The sequence below is a fragment of the Streptomyces sp. NPDC048481 genome, assembly GCF_043200075.1.
GTDB lineage: Bacteria > Actinomycetota > Actinomycetes > Streptomycetales > Streptomycetaceae > Streptomyces.
Genome location: NZ_JBICXC010000003.1, coordinates 711433 through 729793 on the forward strand (window position 1 = coordinate 711433; position 18361 = coordinate 729793).

The 18361-nt window shown below is 71.8% G+C and carries 15 protein-coding genes, 6 tRNA genes and 1 riboswitch; of the genes, 11 read left to right on the top strand and 10 right to left on the bottom strand.

All coding sequences use genetic code 11. The annotated features are described in order from the left end of the window. Window positions 1–50: 50 nt before the first annotated feature. The 7 genes from ACGFSH_RS13905 to ACGFSH_RS13935 all read right to left on the bottom strand — a co-directional run bounded on the left by ACGFSH_RS13905 (window position 51) and on the right by ACGFSH_RS13935 (window position 6776). A complete protein-coding gene (locus ACGFSH_RS13905) occupies window positions 51–260 on the bottom strand; it encodes a DUF6274 family protein (protein ID WP_393348027.1) in 210 nt (69 codons plus the stop codon). Between the two features lie 242 nt (window positions 261–502). Further along, a tRNA-Asp gene (locus ACGFSH_RS13910) sits at window positions 503–577 on the bottom strand. A 95-nt stretch (window positions 578–672) separates the two neighbouring features. Then, window positions 673–4617 carry an ATP-dependent RNA helicase HrpA gene (gene hrpA, locus ACGFSH_RS13915; RefSeq protein WP_393348029.1) on the bottom strand — a complete coding sequence of 1315 codons (3945 nt, stop codon included), beginning with the start codon at window positions 4615–4617 and terminating at the stop codon, window positions 673–675. Between the two features lie 120 nt (window positions 4618–4737). Continuing rightward, window positions 4738–4811: transfer RNA gene (locus ACGFSH_RS13920), tRNA-Phe, on the bottom strand. A gap of 23 nt (window positions 4812–4834) precedes the next feature. Then, a tRNA-Asp gene (locus ACGFSH_RS13925) sits at window positions 4835–4909 on the bottom strand. 37 nt (window positions 4910–4946) lie between these two features. Next, window positions 4947–5019 (bottom strand) — tRNA-Glu (locus tag ACGFSH_RS13930). Window positions 5020–5099: 80 nt separating this feature from the next. Next, window positions 5100–6776 (bottom strand): metallophosphoesterase, encoded by a 1677-nt coding sequence (locus ACGFSH_RS13935; protein WP_393348031.1) that lies wholly within the window; start codon window positions 6774–6776, stop codon window positions 5100–5102. Between the two features lie 85 nt (window positions 6777–6861). Here ACGFSH_RS13935 and ACGFSH_RS13940 point away from each other — a divergent pair, with 85 nt between their 5' ends. The 6 genes from ACGFSH_RS13940 to ACGFSH_RS13965 all read left to right on the top strand — a co-directional run bounded on the left by ACGFSH_RS13940 (window position 6862) and on the right by ACGFSH_RS13965 (window position 12896). Beyond that, window positions 6862–7212, top strand: coding sequence for a metallopeptidase family protein (locus ACGFSH_RS13940; RefSeq protein WP_256919038.1), 351 nt, complete (start codon window positions 6862–6864; stop codon window positions 7210–7212). A 94-nt stretch (window positions 7213–7306) separates the two neighbouring features. Beyond that, the gene (locus tag ACGFSH_RS13945; RefSeq protein WP_393348033.1) at window positions 7307–7846 is read left to right on the top strand and encodes a hypothetical protein; all 540 of its coding nucleotides are present in this window, start codon (window positions 7307–7309) and stop codon (window positions 7844–7846) included. Window positions 7847–8089: 243 nt separating this feature from the next. Then, window positions 8090–10420 (top strand): DEAD/DEAH box helicase, encoded by a 2331-nt coding sequence (locus ACGFSH_RS13950; RefSeq protein ID WP_393348035.1) that lies wholly within the window; start codon window positions 8090–8092, stop codon window positions 10418–10420. Between the two features lie 161 nt (window positions 10421–10581). Then, on the top strand, window positions 10582–12135 hold the full coding sequence (locus tag ACGFSH_RS13955; protein ID WP_393348037.1) for an amino acid permease: 1554 nt from the start codon (window positions 10582–10584) through the stop codon (window positions 12133–12135). 110 nt (window positions 12136–12245) lie between these two features. Next, window positions 12246–12318 (top strand) — tRNA-Lys (locus tag ACGFSH_RS13960). A gap of 128 nt (window positions 12319–12446) precedes the next feature. Next, entirely contained in the window at window positions 12447–12896 is a 450-nt protein-coding gene (locus ACGFSH_RS13965) for an HIT family protein (protein ID WP_393348039.1), read from the top strand. Between the two features lie 46 nt (window positions 12897–12942). Here ACGFSH_RS13965 and ACGFSH_RS13970 read toward each other — a convergent pair whose 3' ends face one another. After that, entirely contained in the window at window positions 12943–13212 is a 270-nt protein-coding gene (locus ACGFSH_RS13970) for a GntR family transcriptional regulator (RefSeq protein ID WP_393348041.1), read from the bottom strand. Between the two features lie 321 nt (window positions 13213–13533). Between ACGFSH_RS13970 and ACGFSH_RS13975 the strand changes: the two genes are divergently transcribed. Then, complete coding sequence (locus ACGFSH_RS13975) at window positions 13534–13695, top strand: hypothetical protein (RefSeq protein WP_393348043.1); 162 nt, start codon at window positions 13534–13536, stop codon at window positions 13693–13695. A gap of 70 nt (window positions 13696–13765) precedes the next feature. Then, window positions 13766–14011: a hypothetical protein gene (locus tag ACGFSH_RS13980; protein WP_393348045.1), complete on the top strand. Its 246-nt coding sequence runs from the start codon at window positions 13766–13768 to the stop codon at window positions 14009–14011. Here the strand turns inward: ACGFSH_RS13980 and ribA are convergent. Then, window positions 13998–14639 carry a GTP cyclohydrolase II gene (gene ribA, locus ACGFSH_RS13985; RefSeq protein WP_393348047.1) on the bottom strand — a complete coding sequence of 214 codons (642 nt, stop codon included), beginning with the start codon at window positions 14637–14639 and terminating at the stop codon, window positions 13998–14000. The two genes, ACGFSH_RS13980 and ribA, sit on opposite strands and share 14 nt — an antisense overlap. A 141-nt stretch (window positions 14640–14780) precedes the next feature. Then, the gene (locus ACGFSH_RS13990; protein ID WP_393348050.1) at window positions 14781–15305 is read right to left on the bottom strand and encodes a MarR family winged helix-turn-helix transcriptional regulator; all 525 of its coding nucleotides are present in this window, start codon (window positions 15303–15305) and stop codon (window positions 14781–14783) included. 72 nt (window positions 15306–15377) lie between these two features. On the opposite strand from ACGFSH_RS13990, the gene ACGFSH_RS13995 reads away from it, so the two are divergent. The 3 genes from ACGFSH_RS13995 (at window position 15378) to ACGFSH_RS14005 (ending at window position 18175) form a co-directional block, all read left to right on the top strand. Beyond that, a complete protein-coding gene (locus ACGFSH_RS13995) occupies window positions 15378–16505 on the top strand; it encodes a dihydrofolate reductase family protein (protein WP_393348052.1) in 1128 nt (375 codons plus the stop codon). A 90-nt stretch (window positions 16506–16595) separates the two neighbouring features. After that, window positions 16596–16669: transfer RNA gene (locus ACGFSH_RS14000), tRNA-Met, on the top strand. Window positions 16670–16973: 304 nt separating this feature from the next. Further along, window positions 16974–17140: riboswitch (cyclic di-AMP (ydaO/yuaA leader) on the top strand. Window positions 17141–17149: 9 nt separating this feature from the next. Beyond that, window positions 17150–18175, top strand: coding sequence for a M23 family metallopeptidase (locus tag ACGFSH_RS14005; protein WP_393348054.1), 1026 nt, complete (start codon window positions 17150–17152; stop codon window positions 18173–18175). Window positions 18176–18361 lie beyond the last annotated feature (186 nt).

The following is an 18361-nucleotide window of genomic DNA, read 5'->3' on the forward strand; positions in this document are numbered from 1 at the left end:
TCGTGCGCGCCGCGGGCGTCCGCCGGGCGGCGGCCGGCGGGCGGCGTCTGTCAGGCCGTCAGGCCGTCGGCGCGGCTCTCGTCCTCCAAGGCCTCCACGGCCGTTTTGGGGGCCTGTGCGGCCCGTGTGCCGCTGTCCATCGCCAGCCGCTGCAGACGGTGGCAGATCGGGCAGTGGCGGGTCAGGTGCCGATAGGACGACGCGGCCGACAGGTGCGCGCGGAGCAGTGCCCGCGTCTCGTGCCTGACCGGTGCCGTCATGCCCCACCTCCGCCCGGGCGCCGCGTGCAACGGGCCCTGGGTTCTGGGGTACCGGCCCCGGAGGACGCCGTCAAGAGTGCCGCGGGGCCCCGGACGCCCCGCGAGGGGACGCCGAAGGGGCGGCGGCCTGCGCCGGGGGAATGCCGAGGGACCCGATCCTGCGATCCGGGCCCCTTCGTGTGCGTCCGCGATACGCCGAAGGCCCGCGTCCCTCGCGGGATGCGGGCCTTCGGTCTTCACTGCGGTCCTGACGGGATTTGAACCCGCGGCCTCCACCTTGACAGGGTGGCGAGCACTCCAAACTGCTCCACAGGACCAGGTTTTCGCGGCACTTGATGTTGCGTTGTGCTGCGAGAAGGACAATACAGGAGGGTGAGCCCGCTGGTCGAACTCACCCTGTGTGTGGGTCCCGTCACGGAGCGAGCGCGTCGATCGCCTTCACGATCCGCTTGTCGGAGACCGGGTACGCCGTGCCCAGCGCGTGGGCGAAGTAGCTGACCCGGAGCTCCTCGATCATCCAGCGGACGTCCAGGACCTGGCGGGGCACCGGCCGGCCGGGCGGCAGTTGCTCCAGCAGCCACGCGTACTCGTCCTGCATCTCGTGGACCTTCTCCATGCGGCTGGTGTCGCGCTGCACGCCGGTCGGCATCTGCTGAAGCCGCCGGTCCGCGGCCACCAGGTAGCGCATCAGGTCGGGCAGCCGCCGCAGCCCCGCCCAGGTCACGAAGCCGGGCTTCACGAGGGCGTCCAGCTGCGCCCGCACGTCCGCCAGGTTCGCCAGCAGCACCGGGCTGCGCACGCCCTTGAACCGGCGTTCACAGGCCTGCCAGGCGGCCAGCACCTGCTGCACCTGGGCGACCGTGCGCACCGTCGTGTCGACGATCTCCGCGCGCACCTTCTCGTAGAGCTTGCGGTACGACTCCTCGTCCCACGCCGGGCCGCCGAAGTCGGCGATGAGCCGGTCCGCCGCGGCCATCGCGCAGTCGTCGAACAGCGCCTGGATCGAACCGTGCGGATTCGCGGACAGCGCGAGCTTCTGGGCGTTCGTCAGCTTCTCGGATGCGAACTTCGCCGGGTTGACCGGGATGTTGCGCAGGATCAGCCGCCGGGTGCCCTTCCACATCGCCTCCGCCTGCTCTTCCTCCGTGTCGAAGAGGCGTACGGACACGGTGTCGCCGTCGTCGACCAGCGCCGGATACGCCTTCACCGGCTGTCCCGCCCGGCGGGTCTCGAAGACGCGGGTGAGCGTGCCGATCGTCCAGTCCGTCAGGCCCGAACGCTCCAGGGCCTCGCCGCCCTGCCGTTCGGCGGTGGCCGCGGCCGCCTGCGAGATGGCCTGCCGGGCCTTCGGCCGCAGCCGGAGCTTCAGTGCCTCCAGGTCCTTGTCCTCGGCGAGCTTGCGCCGCCGCTCGTCGACGATCCGGAAGGTGATCTTCAGGTGGTCGGGGAGGCGTGACCAGTCGAAGTCGTCGGCCTCGAAGGGGACGCCCACCATCCGCTTCAGCTCACGGGCCATGGCCGTGGTGAGCGGCTCCCGCAGCGGCGTCGCCCGGTCGAGGAAGCGCTGGGCGAAGTTCGGGGCCGGCACGTAGTTGCGGCGGATCGGCTTCGGCAGGGAGCGGATCAGCTCGGTGACGACCTCCTGCCGCAGGCCCGGGATCTGCCAGTCGAAGCCCTCGTCGGTGACCTGGTTGAGCACCTGGAGGGGGATGTGGACGGTCACGCCGTCGGCGTCCGCGCCCGGCTCGAACTGGTACGTCACGCGGAACTTCAGCGGGCCCTGCCGCCAGGTGTCCGGGTAGTCGGCCTTGGTGACCGCCTCCGCCGACTCCCGGATGAGCATCTCGCGCTCGAAGTCGAGGAAGTCGGGCTGCTCGTGCCGCTTGTGCTTCCACCAGGAGTCGAAGTGCGCGCCCGATACGACGTGGTCGGGCACCCGCTGGTCGTAGAAGTCGAACAGCGTCTCGTCGTCGACGACGATGTCCCGGCGGCGGGCGCGGTGCTCCAGCTCCTCGACCTCGCTGAGGAGGCGGCGGTTGTCGGCGAAGAACTTGTGGTGCGTGCGCCAGTCGCCCTCGACCAGCGCGTTGCGGATGAACAGGTCGCGGCAGGTCTCCGGGTCGATCCGGCCGTAGTTCACCTTCCGCTGGGCGACGATCGGCACGCCGTACAACGTCACCTTCTCGTCGGCCATCACGGCCGCCTGGTCCTTCTCCCAGCGCGGCTCGCTGTACGTCCGCTTCAGCAAATGCCCGGCGAGCGGCTCGACCCACTCCGGCTCGATCTTCGCGTTGACGCGCGCCCACAGGCGGCTCGTCTCCACCAGCTCGGCGGACATCACGAACCGGGGCTGCTTCTTGAACAGGGACGAGCCCGGGAAGATCGCGAACTTGGCGCTGCGCGCGCCCAGGTACTCGTTCTTGTTGCCGTCCTTCACGTCCTTCATGCCGACGTGGGAGAGGAGTCCGGCGAGCAGGGACACGTGGACGCTCTGCTCGGGCGCGTCGTCCTCGTTGAGATGGATGCCCATCTGCTTGGCGACCGTGCGCAGCTGTGTGTAGATGTCCTGCCACTCCCGGATGCGCAGGAAGTTCAGGTACTCCTGCTTGCACATCCGCCGGAAGGAGGAGGAGCCGCGCTCCTTCTGCTGTCCGCGGATGTAGCGCCACAGGTTGAGGTAGGCGAGGAAGTCGCTGGTCTCGTCCTTGAAGCGGGCGTGCTGCTGGTCGGCCTGCGTCTGCTTGTCGGCCGGCCGCTCACGCGGGTCCTGGATGGACAGTGCGGCGGCTATGACCATGACCTCGCGGACGCAGCCGTTCTTGTCGGCCTCCAGGACCATGCGGGCGAGCCGCGGGTCGACCGGCAGCTGGGCCAGCTTGCGGCCGGTGTCGGTGAGCCGCTTGCGCGGGTCCTTCTCGGCCGGGTCCAGCGCGTTCAGCTCCTGGAGCAGCTGGACACCGTCGCGGATGTTGCGGTGGTCCGGCGGGTCGATGAAGGGGAACTTCTCGATGTCGCCGAGGCCGGCCGCGGTCATCTGAAGGATGACGCTGGCCAGGTTGGTGCGCAGGATCTCCGCGTCGGTGAACTCCGGGCGGGCCAGGAAGTCGTCCTCGGCGTACAGCCGGATGCAGATGCCGTCGCTGGTGCGGCCGCAGCGGCCCTTGCGCTGGTTGGCGCTGGCCTGCGAGACCGGCTCGATGGGCAGCCGCTGCACCTTGGTGCGGTGGCTGTAGCGGCTGATGCGGGCGAAGCCGGGGTCGATGACGTACTTGATGCCGGGGACGGTGAGGGACGTCTCGGCCACGTTCGTCGCCAGAACGATCCTGCGGCCCGTGTGCTGCTGGAACACCCGGTGCTGCTCGGCGTGCGAGAGCCGGGCGTAGAGGGGCAGCACTTCGGTGAACCGGTACTTCTTCTTCTCCAGCGCGTCCGCCGTGTCGCGGATCTCCCGCTCGCCGGAGAGGAAGACGAGGATGTCGCCCTTCCCCTCGCCCATGAGTTCCTCCACCGCGTCGGTGATCGCGGTGATCTGGTCGCGGTCAGCGTCCTCGGAGTCCTCTTCGAGGAGCGGCCGGTAGCGCACCTCGACGGGATAGGTCCGCCCGCTGACCTCGACGATCGGGGCGTCGCCGAAGTGCCGGGAGAAGCGCTCCGGGTCGATGGTGGCGGAGGTGATGACGACCTTGAGGTCGGGGCGGCGCGGGAGGAGCTGGGCGAGGTAGCCGAGCAGGAAGTCGATGTTGAGGGACCGCTCGTGGGCCTCGTCGATGATGATCGTGTCGTAGGCGCGCAGGTCGCGGTCGGTCTGGATCTCCGCGAGGAGGATGCCGTCCGTCATCAGCTTCACGAAGGTGGCGTCCTGGTTCACCTGGTCGGTGAAGCGCACCTTCCAGCCGACGGCCTCGCCCAGCGGCGAGCGCAGCTCCTCCGCGACGCGCTCGGCGACGGTGCGGGCGGCGATGCGGCGGGGCTGGGTGTGGCCGATCATGCCGCGGACGCCGCGGCCCAGCTCCAGGCAGATCTTGGGGATCTGGGTGGTCTTGCCGGACCCGGTCTCACCGGCGACGATGACGACCTGGTGATCACGGATGGCGGCCGCGATCTCGTCCTTCTTCTGGCTGACCGGGAGCTGCTCGGGGTAGGAGACGGCGGGCACACGGCCGCGCCGGACGGCCATCCGCTCCTCGGCCTTCGCGACCTCCGCCTCGATCTCGGCGAGGACGGCGGCGCGGGCCTCCGGCTTGCGGATCTTGCGCGCGCCTTCGAGCCGGCGCCCGAGCCGGTGGGCGTCGCGCAGGGACAGCTCGGCCAGACGGGGGGCGAGGGCGCCGGGGGCGGGGGCAGGGTGCGTAGACATACGGGAACCAGGATCGCACCTCGGCGAAATCCGTGGCGAACCGATTTGCGGCGGGCATACGGCACCGGGCGTGCCACGGCATACAACAAGGCCCCGATCCGGAGATCGGGGCCTGTGCTGTGGCTGGGGCCGGGGTCGAACCGGCGACCTACCGCTTTTCAGGCGGTCGCTCGTACCAACTGAGCTACCCAGCCGAGGAGTCCTCGACGAACTCCAGCGGTCCTGACGGGATTTGAACCCGCGGCCTCCACCTTGACAGGGTGGCGAGCACTCCAAACTGCTCCACAGGACCAAGCTGTGTGTACGACAGTGTCGCACACGGTGTTGCGTGCCCCCAACGGGATTCGAACCCGTGCTACCGCCTTGAAAGGGCGGCGTCCTAGGCCGCTAGACGATGAGGGCTATCGGCCCGCCTGGGCGCTTCTCAGCGCGTCGGGGACGTCATGAGCATATGGGATGGCGGGGGGTATCGCCAAAACGGTTTACGGGGCCCTCCTGGAGGCGGTCCCAAAGGGGCCGGCGGACGGACTCGCGGACGGGCCGCCGGGGGATCCGCCCGGGGACCCGGTGGGCGATCCGGTGCCGGACGCGGCGGGTGATCCGGCGGACGGGCCGTCCGTCGGGACGGGGGAGGGGCTCGGCGACGGGGCGGCGCCCGGCTGGTTCTCCTTGGGCAGGTGGCGGCTGACCTCGGCCGTCGTCAGGCCCAGCCCGCCGAGCTTGATCTCGTCCCAGGCCTGGAGCCGGCGGGTGTCGCGGTCGAGGTAGAGGATCGACGCCTGGATGGGGTCGGGGTACTTGCCCTCGACGGCGCGCAGGCCGCTGCCGCCCGTGGAGCCCTCGATCCGCAGCCGGGTGCCCTTCTTCATGACCTCCATCCCCTCGTGGTGGAGGTGCCCCGCCAGGACGAGGGGCACCTCGCCGTCCGTGCCGCGGGCGGCGGAGGGTTCGTGGGCGAGGGCCACGTCGACCGGCGCGCCGGCCGCCTTCTGCCCGCGCAGCGCCTCCGCCAGACGGGCGCCCGCCCCCTCCTCGCTCCGCTGTGCGCCCGGCGCCCCGGAGCGGTCGGGGGTGAACTGGGGGTCGCCGATGCCGGCGAAGCGGACCCCGGCGACGGTGACCGCGCGGCCGTCGTCGAGGACGTGCACGTTCTTCATCCCCTCCAGGTAGCGCTGGGTGATGCGGGAGTCGTGGTTGCCCCTGACCCACACGTACGGCGCGCCCAGCGTGGCGATGGGGTCCAGGAAGCCGTTCTCGGCGGCCGTGCCGTGGTCCATGGTGTCGCCGGAGTCCACGATCACGTCGACCTTGTACTGCTCCACCAGCGAGGCGATGATCTTCCAGCTCGCGGGGTTGAGGTGGATGTCGGACACGTGCAGGACGCGGACGGTCGTCGGGTCCGGCTGGTAGGCGGGCAGCGTGGAGGTGACGTCGTAGAGCTTGGTCACGTTGGTGACCAGGCGGGCGAGTTCCCGCTGGTAGACGTCGAACTCGGTGACGATGCTGCGGGCGTTGCCGACGAGCGAGGGCGCCGAGGACAGCAGCCCGGAGAACCTCGGTTCCAGCACCGAGTTGGGGTTCCAGGTGGCGAACGCGGTCGCGCCCGAGGCGGCCAGCAGGGTCAGGGCCAGACCGCCGGCCGCGAGCGCCCGGCGCGGGCGGCGGTAGACGGCGAGCCCGAGCGCGGTCGCGCCGGTGACGACGGCGACGCAGGAGCGCACCGCGAGGTCGAGGGTGCCGTGCTCGACGTCGCGGGCGACCTCGTCCTGGAGGCCGGAGAGGCGCTCGGGGTGGTCGACGAGGGCCTGGGAGCGGACCGGGTCGAGCTGGTCGACGTTGACGTCCAGGCGGACCGGCGCGTGGTGGCTGTCCAGGGTGAGCGCGCCGAGCGGGGAGACGTTGATCTTCGTTCCGCCGGTGACGGACGGCCGCAGGGTCATGGTCGTGTCCATGGGACCGACGGGGACGCGCACGTCGCCGACCACCAGCAGGCCGAGCCAGGCGCCGAGCAGGACGACGGCGGTCAGTCCGAGGGCGCGGATCCAGGGGTTGGGCCGGGTGGCGAGTTCGGGGACGTGGCGAGTGCGGTCCGCGGGCGGGTTGCGGCGGGCGGGCTTGAGGCGGTTCAGGGCTGCGGCGGGGACACGGGCACGGGCCATTGGTGCCCTATGCCCCGGTCCCGGCACCGGTATGCGGTCGGTTCGCGCCCTCCCCCGGACGGCTTCTTGCCGGACAATGAGGCCTGTGCTGGAGATGACGCGCGAGGAGTTCGAGGAACTGGTGGCCGAGGCGCTGGACCGGATTCCGCCGGAGCTGACGCGGTTGATGGACAACGTGGCGGTGTTCGTCGAGGACGAGCCGCCGGCGGACGATCCCGAGCTGCTCGGGCTGTACGAGGGGACGCCGCTGACCGACCGCGGCGAGTGGTACGCCGGGGTGCTGCCCGACCGGATCACGGTCTACCGGGGGCCGACGCTGCGGATGTGCGCCTCGCGCGAGGAGGTCGTCGCCGAGACCGAGGTCACGGTGGTGCACGAGATCGCCCACCACTTCGGCATCGACGACGCGCGCCTGCACGCGCTCGGCTACGGCTGAGCCGTCCGGCGGGGGGCGCGCGAGCCGCGCGTGTCCTCTTGCGGGCGGCGGGAGTTGGGCACGTCGACTCTTGCGTCTGCCCCGGAGGTGGCCCGTGCGCCCCTTGTACGTACCCGTTCGTCTGGTCGCGGCGGTCCTGGCCGTCGCCGCGGCCTCCGGCTGTATGAGCGTGGGGGACGAGGACGGCGGCCGGGCCCGGCCCTCGCACTCGGCCGGCCGACACCCCGGTGAGGCGCCCGAGGGGGGTTCGGCGGGCGCGGGCGGCGGGCTCGGGATGGGCCCGGCGGGCGGCGACGGCAAGCACGGGTCCGGCAAGGGCGCCCGGAAGGGGGAGAGCGCCTCGGCGGCCGCCTCCGCGTCGCCGTCGGCGGGCGGGTCCGCGCCGGCCCCGAGGGGACCGGCGAAGCCGGGCCGGACGGCCGGGCCGGGGGCGTCGGCGCCGGCCGGGGGCCCGACCGCCGCGCCCACCCGCTCGCCGGACCCCGCGCCCCCCGTGCCCTCGCCGGACCCGCCGTCGCCGTCGGCGGAGCCGACGGTCGCCGAGCCGTCGGCGTCCGCGCACGACGACGGCGGGACCGTGCCGCAGCTCGCGGACCGGGAGCCGGCGCCGGAGGCGGGCCTGCCGGCCGGGTGACGGCGCCCCGCGGCCGGGCGGCAGGCTGCTGAGCTGCGACGATGAGCCGAGTTTGCCTTCCCCGGACAGGGTGCGTATGGTAGTAGATCGTTTGATCCCATTTGCCCGGCGCCACCACAGAGCGCGCCGTGTGGCGCGTACTCTCCCTTGCCGTGGCTGACCGCATCGAGGCGGTCGTAATGCAATGCGAACACGGAGTTGACGGGCGCGTGCCGAGGAGACTCCGGAAGGTTTCGCATTCGCATGTCCATTTTCAGTACTGATCACTCTGTCGTGTCCGAGAACAACGACGAGCCGATCACCCTCGAGGCCGTCGAGGTCACGCAGACCGTCGAGACCGCTGAGATCGCCGAGGCCGTCGAGGCCGCGGTCGAGGCCGTCGACGAGTCCGCCGAGGCCTCCGAGCCCGAGACCCCCGAACTCACCTTCGCCGACCTCGGGCTGCCCGAGGGCGTCGTGCGCAAGCTCGCGCAGAACGGCGTGACCAGCCCCTTCCCGATCCAGGCCGCGACCATCCCGGACGCCCTGGCCGGCAAGGACATCCTGGGCCGCGGCCGCACCGGCTCCGGCAAGACCCTCTCCTTCGGTCTGCCCACCCTGGCCACGCTGGCCGGCGGGCACACCGAGAAGCGCAAGCCGCGCGCCGTCATCCTCACGCCGACGCGTGAGCTGGCGATGCAGGTCGCGGACGCGCTCCAGCCCTACGGCGACGTCCTCGGCCTGAAGATGAAGGTCGTCTGCGGCGGTACGTCGATGAGCAACCAGATCTACGCCCTGGAACGCGGCGTCGACGTCCTCGTCGCCACCCCGGGCCGGCTGCGCGACATCATCAACCGCGGCGCCTGCTCCCTGGAGAACGTGCGGATCGCCGTCCTCGACGAGGCCGACCAGATGTCGGACCTGGGCTTCCTGCCCGAGGTCACCGAGCTGCTCGACCAGATCCCGGCCGGCGGCCAGCGGATGCTGTTCTCCGCCACGATGGAGAACGAGATCTCCACGCTGGTCAAGCGCTACCTGAGCAACCCGGTCACCCACGAGGTCGACAGCGCCCAGGGCAACGTCACGACCATGTCGCACCACATCCTGATCGTGAAGCCCAAGGACAAGGCGCCGGTCACCGCCGCGATCGCCTCCCGCAAGGGCCGCACCATCATCTTCGTCCGCACCCAGCTCGGCGCGGACCGGATCGCCGAGCAGCTGCGCGAGTCCGGCGTGAAGGCCGACGCGCTGCACGGCGGCATGACCCAGGGTGCGCGCACCCGCACGCTGGCCGACTTCAAGGACGGCTACGTCAACGCGCTCGTCGCCACCGACGTCGCCGCCCGCGGCATCCACGTGGACGGCATCGACCTGGTCCTGAACGTGGACCCGGCCGGCGACCACAAGGACTACCTGCACCGCGCGGGCCGCACGGCGCGCGCCGGCCGCACCGGCACCGTCGTCTCCCTGTCGCTTCCGCACCAGCGCCGTCAGATCTTCCGTCTGATGGAGGACGCGGGCGTCGACGCCGGACGGCACATCATCCAGGGCGGCGCCGCCTTCGACCCGGAGGTCGCCGAGATCACCGGCGCCCGCTCGATGACGGAGGTCCAGGCCGAGTCCGCGGGCAACGCGGCGCAGCAGGCCGAGCGCGAGGTCTCCGAGCTGACCAGGGAGCTGGAGCGCGCGCAGCGCCGGGCGACCGAGCTGCGCGAGGAGGCCGACCGTCTGGTGGCCCGTGCGGCGCGTGAGCGCGGCGAGGACCCGCAGGCGGCCGTCGCCGCGGCCGTCGAGACGGTCGTGGAGCAGGACGCCGTTGCCGAGGCGCCGGTCCAGGCCGCCGTGGCCCCCGAGCAGCCGGCCGAGCGTCCCGCGTACGAGCAGCCGCGTCAGCGCCGTGACGAGCGGGGCAACTACGAGCGCCGTGACGACCGTGGCGGCCGTTCCTTCGAGCGCCGTGACGACAGCCGCGGTGACCGGGGCGGTTTCAACCGTGACGACCGTGGTGGCTTCAACCGCGACCGCCGTGACGGCGACCGCGGCGGGTTCCGCCGTGACGACCGTCGTGACGACCGTGGCGGCCGTTCCTTCGAGCGCCGTGACGACAGCCGCGGTGACCGGGGCGGTTTCAACCGTGACGACCGCGGCGGCTTCAACCGCGACCGCGACAACAGCCGCGGTTTCAACCGCGACCGCGACGACCGCGGTGGCCGTTCGTTCAACCGCGACGACCGTGGCGGCCGTTCCTTCGAGCGCCGTGACGACAACCGCGGCGAGCGCGGGGGCTTCAACCGCGACCGCGACAACAGCCGCGGCGACCGCGGTGGTTTCAACCGTGACGACCGTGGCGGCCGCTCGTTCGAGCGCCGTGACGACAGCCGCGGCGACCGCGGCGGCTTCCGCCGGGACGAGCGCGGTGGCCACCGGGGCAGCGACCGTCCGTTCAACCGTGACCGCCGTGACGACCGTCCGGGCTTCCGGTCCGGCGGCCACGAGCGCCCGTACGGCCGCCGTGACGACCACCGCGGCACCGGCACCGGCTCCGGCACGACCGGTCGTCGTGACGACAAGCCGCGCTGGAAGCGCAACGGCTGACGCCGAGTCGCCCGAGTGACGTGAACGCCGTGGCCCCCACCGAACACCGGTGGGGGCCACGGCGTTCTCGCGTTCCCGTGCCGCCTCCCTCCGCCGCCGTGGGCGGTTTCTGGCCAAGTTGTGACGTGTGTCACGCCTTCGGGAGGGGAATTGCTGGGGGCATGACAGATGACGGCACACCGGGTCAGCGGTCCACCGGGAGTCTCTCGGACGAACAGCGGCTGGCCGAGCTCGGCTACACCCAGGTCCTCGCCCGCCGCATGTCGGCGTTCTCCAACTACGCGGTCTCCTTCACGATCATCTCGGTCCTGTCGGGCTGCCTGACGCTGTACCTGTTCGGGATGAACACCGGCGGCCCGGCGGTGATCACCTGGGGCTGGGTCGCCGTCGGCCTGATGACGCTCTTCGTGGGCCTCGCCATGGCCGAGATCTGCTCGGCCTACCCGACCTCGGCCGGCCTGTACTTCTGGGCCCACCGGCTCGCACCCCCGCGATCGGCCGCGGCCTGGGCCTGGTTCACGGGCTGGTTCAACGTGCTGGGCCAGGTCGCGGTGACCGCCGGCATCGACTTCGGCGCCGCGTCCTTCCTCGGCGCGTACCTGAACCTTCAGTTCGGCTTCGAGGTGACGCCGGGCCGCACGGTGCTGCTCTTCGCGGCCATCCTGGTGCTGCACGGCCTGCTGAACACCTTCGGGGTGCGGATCGTCGCGCTCCTCAACAGCGTGAGCGTGTGGTGGCACGTGCTCGGCGTCGGCGTCATCGTCGGCGCGCTGGCCTTCGTCCCCGACACCCACCAGTCGACGTCCTTCGTGTTCGGCGAGTTCGTCAACAACACGGGCTGGGGCAGCGGCGTCTACGTCGTCCTGCTCGGTCTGCTCATGGCCCAGTACACGTTCACCGGCTACGACGCCTCCGCCCACATGACGGAGGAGACGCACGACGCGTCCACGGCCGGCCCCAAGGGCATCGTGCGCTCCATCTGGACCTCGTGGATCGCCGGCTTCGTCCTCCTGCTCGGCTTCACGTACGCCATCCAGTCCTACGACGCCGCGCTCGGCTCCCCGACCGGCGCGCCCCCCGCGCAGATCCTGCTCGACGCCCTCGGCGCGACCGCCGGCAAGCTGCTGCTGCTCGTCGTCATCGGCGCCCAGCTGTTCTGCGGCATGGCGTCGGTCACCGCCAACAGCCGCATGATCTACGCGTTCTCCCGGGACGGCGCACTGCCGTTCTCCCACATCTGGCACACGGTCAGCCCCCGCACCCGCACGCCCGTCGCGGCGGTCTGGCTGGCGGCCGGCGGCGCGCTGCTGCTCGGACTGCCGTACCTGATCAACGTGACCGCGTACGCGGCCGTCACCTCCATCGCCGTCATCGGCCTCTACATCGCCTACGTCATCCCGACGCTGCTGCGCCTGCGCAAGGGCGAGGCGTTCGAGCGCGGGCCCTGGCACCTGGGCCGCTGGTCCCGTGCCGTCGGCGTGGTGGCCGTCGGCTGGGTGGCCGTCATCACCGTCCTGTTCATGCTGCCGCAGGTCTCCCCGGTCACCTGGGAGACCTTCAACTACGCCCCGGTCGCCGTCCTCGTCGTCCTGGGCTTCGCGGGCGGGTGGTGGCAGGTCTCGGCGCGGAAGTGGTTCCTCGACCCCGCGCACGAGAAGACCCTCGCCAGGGAGGCGTCACGGGCCGCCGCGCCCGTGGAACTGCCCGATCTGTGACCCTTCCTGGTCGCTTCCCGTCCTTCGACGCGGCCGTGTCCCCGATACCCGATCGGAGACCCGGCCGCGTCCGGCTATGCTCGGGGAGGCAACATCGCGCACCATCGCCTGGGCCGTTAGCTCAATTGGCAGAGCAGTGGACTTTTAATCCATTGGTTGTGGGTTCGAGTCCCACACGGCCTACCGGTGCGGAAGAGGGGTTTCCCCTCCGGCCCGCGAAACGGCGCCCGAGCCGGCCTTCACCGACTCGGGCGCCGTCGCACCGTCCGCTCCGGGCAGGCGACAGCCCGACGGCCCTACGCTCTCGGCCCATGACGGCTTCCGACTGCTACGCCTGCCGCAAGGAAGAAGAGTTCGGCGACCTTCCTCCCCGCGAGCGCATCGCGCACGACCGGCACTGGCGGGTGGCCCACGCCCTCGGCACGGCGGTCCCCGGCTGGCTGGTGCTGCTGCCCCGGCGGCACGTCGCCGCGGTCCACGACCTCACCGACGCCGAGGCGTCCACCCTGGGAACGTGGCAGGTCAGGCTCTCCCGGGCGCTCCGCGAGACGACGGGGTGCGCCAAGACGTACGTCGTCCAGTTCGCCGAAGCCGAGGGCTTCGCGCACGTCCACTTCCACATCGTCCCGCGCATGGCGGACCTGCCGCCGGAACACCGTGGGCCGGGAGTCTTCGAGTTGCTCCGGCGGCCGGAGACGGAGTGGGTGACGGCCGACGAGGCGGACCGGACGGCCCGTCTGCTGCGGACTCGACTCCGATGACGGTCAGTCGCGCGTGCCGGGGCGGACCCGCCCGCCGCCGGTGCCGTCAGGCGTCCGGTTCGCGCTCTTCGGGGTCGTCGCCGGACGGCTGTGGCGTGCCGATGACGTACGTCCCCTTCGCGGGCAGCGTAGCGACCAGCCCACGCTTGCGGAGTTCGACGATGGCACGACGCACGGTGCCGATGCTCACGCCGTGCAGGTCCGTCATGGCTCGCTCGCCCGGCAGGGCGGCCCCCTGCGGCAACTTGCCGACCGCGATGTCCGCCGCGATGGCGTCGGCGAGTTTCACGTACTCGTAGCGCGGAAGCTCACTCATCCTCCCACCGTGCCGCAGCCCAACGCTTGACGCAGAGTTGGCACGCGTCCCGACGCGGTGGGACGCAGTGTCGCTCAGTGGGGTGCAGGGGGACGCAGTTACCGGTATGGTCGAAATGACAGGACCCCGGCGAGGTGAGCAAGACCTCCCGGGGCGTGGCCAACGCCTCAAGGAGCGTCGACATGCACGACCTTATCCGTCGCACCCTCGAAGGGACGCGTCTTCTTCTCGCGCCCCGGCACCGGGAAACGGCGTCGCACGCAGCGTCAGCGGGCCCGGGTCTGCCTGCACTTCACCGCCGTATGGCACGACCCGGCCCCTGTGGCTGCGCAGCTCCCTCTCCACCGGTCGCCGTACGGGCTCGTGGGCTCACTCGACGGCGCGGACTCCGCTCTCGTGCGCCCCTATCTCGCCGCGCACGACCGGGAAACCGCGTTTCAGCAGCGTCGTCGCCTGATCGGCGCGCAGGAGGTGGCCGCGTGACGAAGCCGGCGTCCTCCTCGCCCCCGCGGCTGTTGCCCTGGTCGTCCCCGACGGCAAGCCCTGTTGCCTGGTGACCGACGACCAGGGCAGCCGCCTGTCCCGGCTCGCCGACGAGCTGGAGGCCGCGCAGCTCGCCACGGCCGTCGAGGTGCTCGGCCTCGCCCGCCCGCTGCTGGACGACCCCGCGTCGCCGTACACCGAGGTGCGGTACGCCGGTCTGCGGCTCGCGGAGTGCCTGGCCGACGCCCTGCGCGTCGCGGAGTCCCGGGGTTCGCGCCTGCCCGCGCCGGAGGCGGGAGGCGTCAGACCGCGCTGAGGCCGGTGAGGGAGGCCAGCGGCAGAGTGTGCTGGGTCTGGAGGACCTTCGCGCGCAGGTAGCGCACGTTGTGCGGGGTGGTGAACACGCCGGTGGGCACGCGGTCGTGGACCTCGATGCCCAGGCCCCGCAACTGCTCCGCCTTGTCGGGGTTGTTGGACAGCAGGTCCAGGCCGGTGATGCCGAGGGCGCGCAGCATCTGGGCGGCGGCCGTGTAGTCGCGGTCGTCCTCGGGCAGGCCGAGGGCCGCGTTCGCGGCGTAGGTGTCCAGGCCCTGGTCCTGGAGGGCGTACGCGTCGAGCTTGTTGTAGAGGCCGATGCCGCGGCCCTCCTGGCGGAGGTAGAGCAGCACCCCGCCCGTCACGGCTATGCGCTCGACCGCCTCGCGCAGCTGCGGTCCGCAGTCGCAGCGGGCGGAGCCGAACGCGTCGCCGGTGAGGCATTCGGAGTGCAGCCGGACCAGCGGGGTGGCGCCCGGCGCGGGTTCGCCGAGCACGACGGCGACGTGCTCCAGGCCGTCGGTCAGCCCGTGGAAGGTGACGAGTTCGGCGTCGACCGAGTAGCCGTCGTGGAAGCGCAGCGGAACCCGGACGCGGGCGCGCGGGGTGGCGGCGGGGGTGTCGGGCATGCGGGTCTCCCGGGTCCGGGGGCGAATGACGTGGTGGCGCGGTGGTGCCGTGCCGGCTACTGCTTCAGATTTGAAGCACATCCGACGAGAGGTGACCCTACCTCATGCTTGAAATTTGAAGCAACTAGCGGGTGACGGGGCTCACTGCGTCCCGGAGCAGGGCGTCGAACGCCGGCGCCAGGGGAGGTCCTCGGGCGCCCCCTCGTTCTCCCCGTCGCCCTGGAACCCCCGGGCGATCTGCGTGAAGATCTCCTCCAGCTGCCCCACCTGCTCGGGGGTGAGCCGGTCGAACAGGGCGGCCCGGACGGTCGCGACATGGCCGGGGGCCGCGTCCCGCAGCACCGCCATGCCCTCGTCGGTCAGCGCCGCGACGCTGCCGCGCTTGTCCCACCGGCACTCCTCGCGCCGCACCAGTCCGTCCTTCTCCAGCCGGGACACCGCGTAGGTCAGCCGGCTGCGGGTGATCTTCAGCCGCTCCGCGAGGTCGGTCATCCGCAGCCGCCGCTCCGGGGTCTCGGAGAGGTTGGCGAGGATGGAGTAGTACGGATGGGGCATGCCCGCGTCCTGCTGGAGCTGCCGGTCGATCGCGTCCTCCAGCAGGAGGTAGCCGGCAACGTACGCGCGCCAGGCGCGCTGCTCCTCGGGGGTGAGCCAGCGGGTCGTCATGCCCCCAGTGTAGGTTTGTTTCAAACTTGAACCAAGATCGCCGTCGGAAGACACCAGCCCGGGAGCACGTAGATGCCGTACCCGTACGTCCTGCTGTCCGCCGCCGTCTCCCTCGACGGCTACCTGGACGACACCGGCCCCGAGCGGCTGCTGCTCTCGAGCCCCGCCGACTTCGACCGCGTCGACGCCGTACGGGCCTCCGTGGACGCCATCCTGATCGGCGCCGGCACGATCCGCGCCGACAACCCCCGGCTCCTCGTGAACTCCCCCGAGCGCCGCGCCGCCCGCGTCGCCGCCGGACGGCCGCCGTACCCCCTCAAGGTCACCGTCAGCGGCTCCGGCGACCTGGACCCCGACGCGAACTTCTGGCACACGGGCGGCGCGAAGGCCCTGTACACGACGGACAAGGGCGCCGAACGGGCCCGCGCGCTCGGCATCGCCGCCGACGTCGTCCCGCTCGGTCCCGACCTGGACTGGCGCCGCCTCCTCACCCACCTCCACGACGAACTCGGCGTGCGACGCCTCATGGTCGAAGGCGGCGGAACCGTCCACACCCAGCTGCTCCGGCAAGGGCTGGCCGACGAACTCCAGCTCGTCCTCGCCCCGCTGTTCGTGGGCGACCCGGACGCGCCCCGCCTCTTCGGACCCGGCGGCTACCAGGGCGGACGCCTGCGCCTGGTGGAGACCCGGCGCATCGAGGACGTCGTCCTGCACCGCTACGAGCCCACCGCCCCCGGCGCCGGACCGCTCGCCGCCGCGGCCGACCGGCACTGGCTCGCCCTGGCCTGCGAGCTGGCCGCCCAGTGCCCGCCCTCGGACACGGCGTTCAGCGTCGGCGCGGTGATCGTCGCCGCCGACGGGACGGAACTCGCCCGCGGGCACTCCCGCGAGGCCGGCGACCCGCTCGCGCACGCCGAGGAGGCCGCCCTCGCCAAGATCGGCCCCGCCGACCCGCGCCTGCGCACGGCCACCGTCTACAGCAGCCTCGAACCCTGCGCCCGCCGCTCCTCCCGCCCCGCCCCCTGCGCCCGGCTCATCCTCGACGCGGGCGTGCGCCGGGTGGTCACGGCCTGGCGGGAACCGGACACCTTCGTGACCGAGGCGGACGGCGCCGGTCTGCTGACGGCCGCGGGCGTCGACGTCCTCCTCCTGCCGGAGTACGAGGAGCGGGCGAAGGCCCCCAACCGGCACCTGGTGTGAGGCGTCCGGGTGCGAGGCGTCCTGGTGCCAGGCGTCCGGGGAGCGTGGTCATCGGGGCCCCGGAAGTAGCGTAGACTGGAGTCACAACGACGCGGGGTGGAGCAGCTCGGTAGCTCGCTGGGCTCATAACCCAGAGGTCGCAGGTTCAAATCCTGTCCCCGCTACTGAAGGCCGAGGGCCGGAATCCGAAAGGGTTCCGGCCCTCGGTGCGTTCCCCCCCCGAGCTTCCCCTCACGGTCCGTGAGCGTACGGCCGCCCTGTGCGCGGGCGCTGAGTCGCCGTCAGAACGCCTGTGGCCACGGGGGCGTACGAGGACGGGGTCAACTCGCCCGTTTTCGGCCGCTGATGGCCTGAAAGTCCAGGTCGGAAATGTTGTTGATCAAGCAGAAGAGCTTGGAAACCCACCCCCGGGTCTATTAACGTTCGATAACGCAGCGCGGCCGTCCCAGCCGGCACCAGAGCCGGCTCCGTGCGCACGCGCCGAATCCCGCAAGGGAACCGGGGAACCACCACCTTGGGGTGAATCACGCGGAAGCCGTCGTGAACTCGTAGAGTCCACGGCCGGTATACGCGCGTAGGAGACCTTCCCGCTCCGAACCCGTCAGCTAACCCGGTAGGCGACGGAAGGAAAGGAGCGCGCCCGCGTGGCGTCCAACCCGCCTGCCCCCGAGGCCCCGTACGCGCCGAGCCAGCGGTCCGCCGACTCCTTCGGCTACGGCGACTACCGCACCGACGAGGGCCCCTGGGAGGAGTGGAACCCCACCGCGGACTCCGTCCGCCCGGTCCGGGGCAAGCACCGGGTGGCCAAGCAGCGCGGCGGCGGGTTCGCCCGCAGCTCCACCGTCCTCGGCGTCGGCGTCATAGCCGCGGTCAGCGCGGGCGGGATGGCCAGCGCCAACACCGGCAAGGCCCCGGTCTCCATCTCGATACCGGACCTGCCGAACGTCGGCTCCCTCATCTCCGACGACGAACCCGCCCCGCAGACCGCGTCCGCCCTGACCGCCTTCGGGTCCGAGACCGCCGCCGACACCTACGACAGCGGCGCCGCCGACGCGGGCGAGGCCCTGCGCAGCCGGATCATGGCGCAGGTCGAGTCGCAGCACACCCAGTACGAGGTCAAGGCGGCGGCCGCCGCGAAGAAGGCCGAGGCCGACGCCGTCGCCAAGGCCGAGAAGGAAGCGCGGGCCAAGGCCGCCGCCGCGAAGAAGAAGGCCGCCGAGGAAGCCGCCGAGAAGGCCGAGGCCGCGCGCCTCGCCGAACTGGCCAAGCAGTACACGCTGCCGACCTCCTCCTACACGATCACCTCGACCTTCGGACAGGCCGGCTCCCTCTGGTCCTCCGGCTACCACACCGGTCTGGACTTCGCCGCGCCCACCGGCACCCTCATCAAGGCCGTCCACAGCGGCACCGTCACCGAGGCGGGCTGGGCCGGTTCCTACGGCTACCGCACCATCCTCACTCTGGACGACGGCACCGAGCTGTGGTTCTGCCACCAGTCGTCGATCAACGTCAGCGTCGGCCAGAAAGTGGCCACCGGTGACGTGATCGGCCGCGTGGGCGCGACCGGCAACGTCACCGGCGCCCACCTCCACCTCGAGGTGCACCCGGACGGCAACCCCACCGGCATCGACCCGGCGGCCTGGCTGCGCGGCAAGGGCCTCAACCCCTGAGACACCCCCTGGGGCGTCCGTCGGGGACGTCCCGCAGGACGCCCTGGAGCACGCGGCGGGGGACGCCGTCGTGGACACCCCGGAAGCCGCGCCGGGCAGGCCCTGGGGTACCGGGTGCGGTGCCGTTGTTCACATGTTGTTCGCGGTGCGGGCGGAATGGGCGCGGCCGTCGTGGCCGTTGAGTTG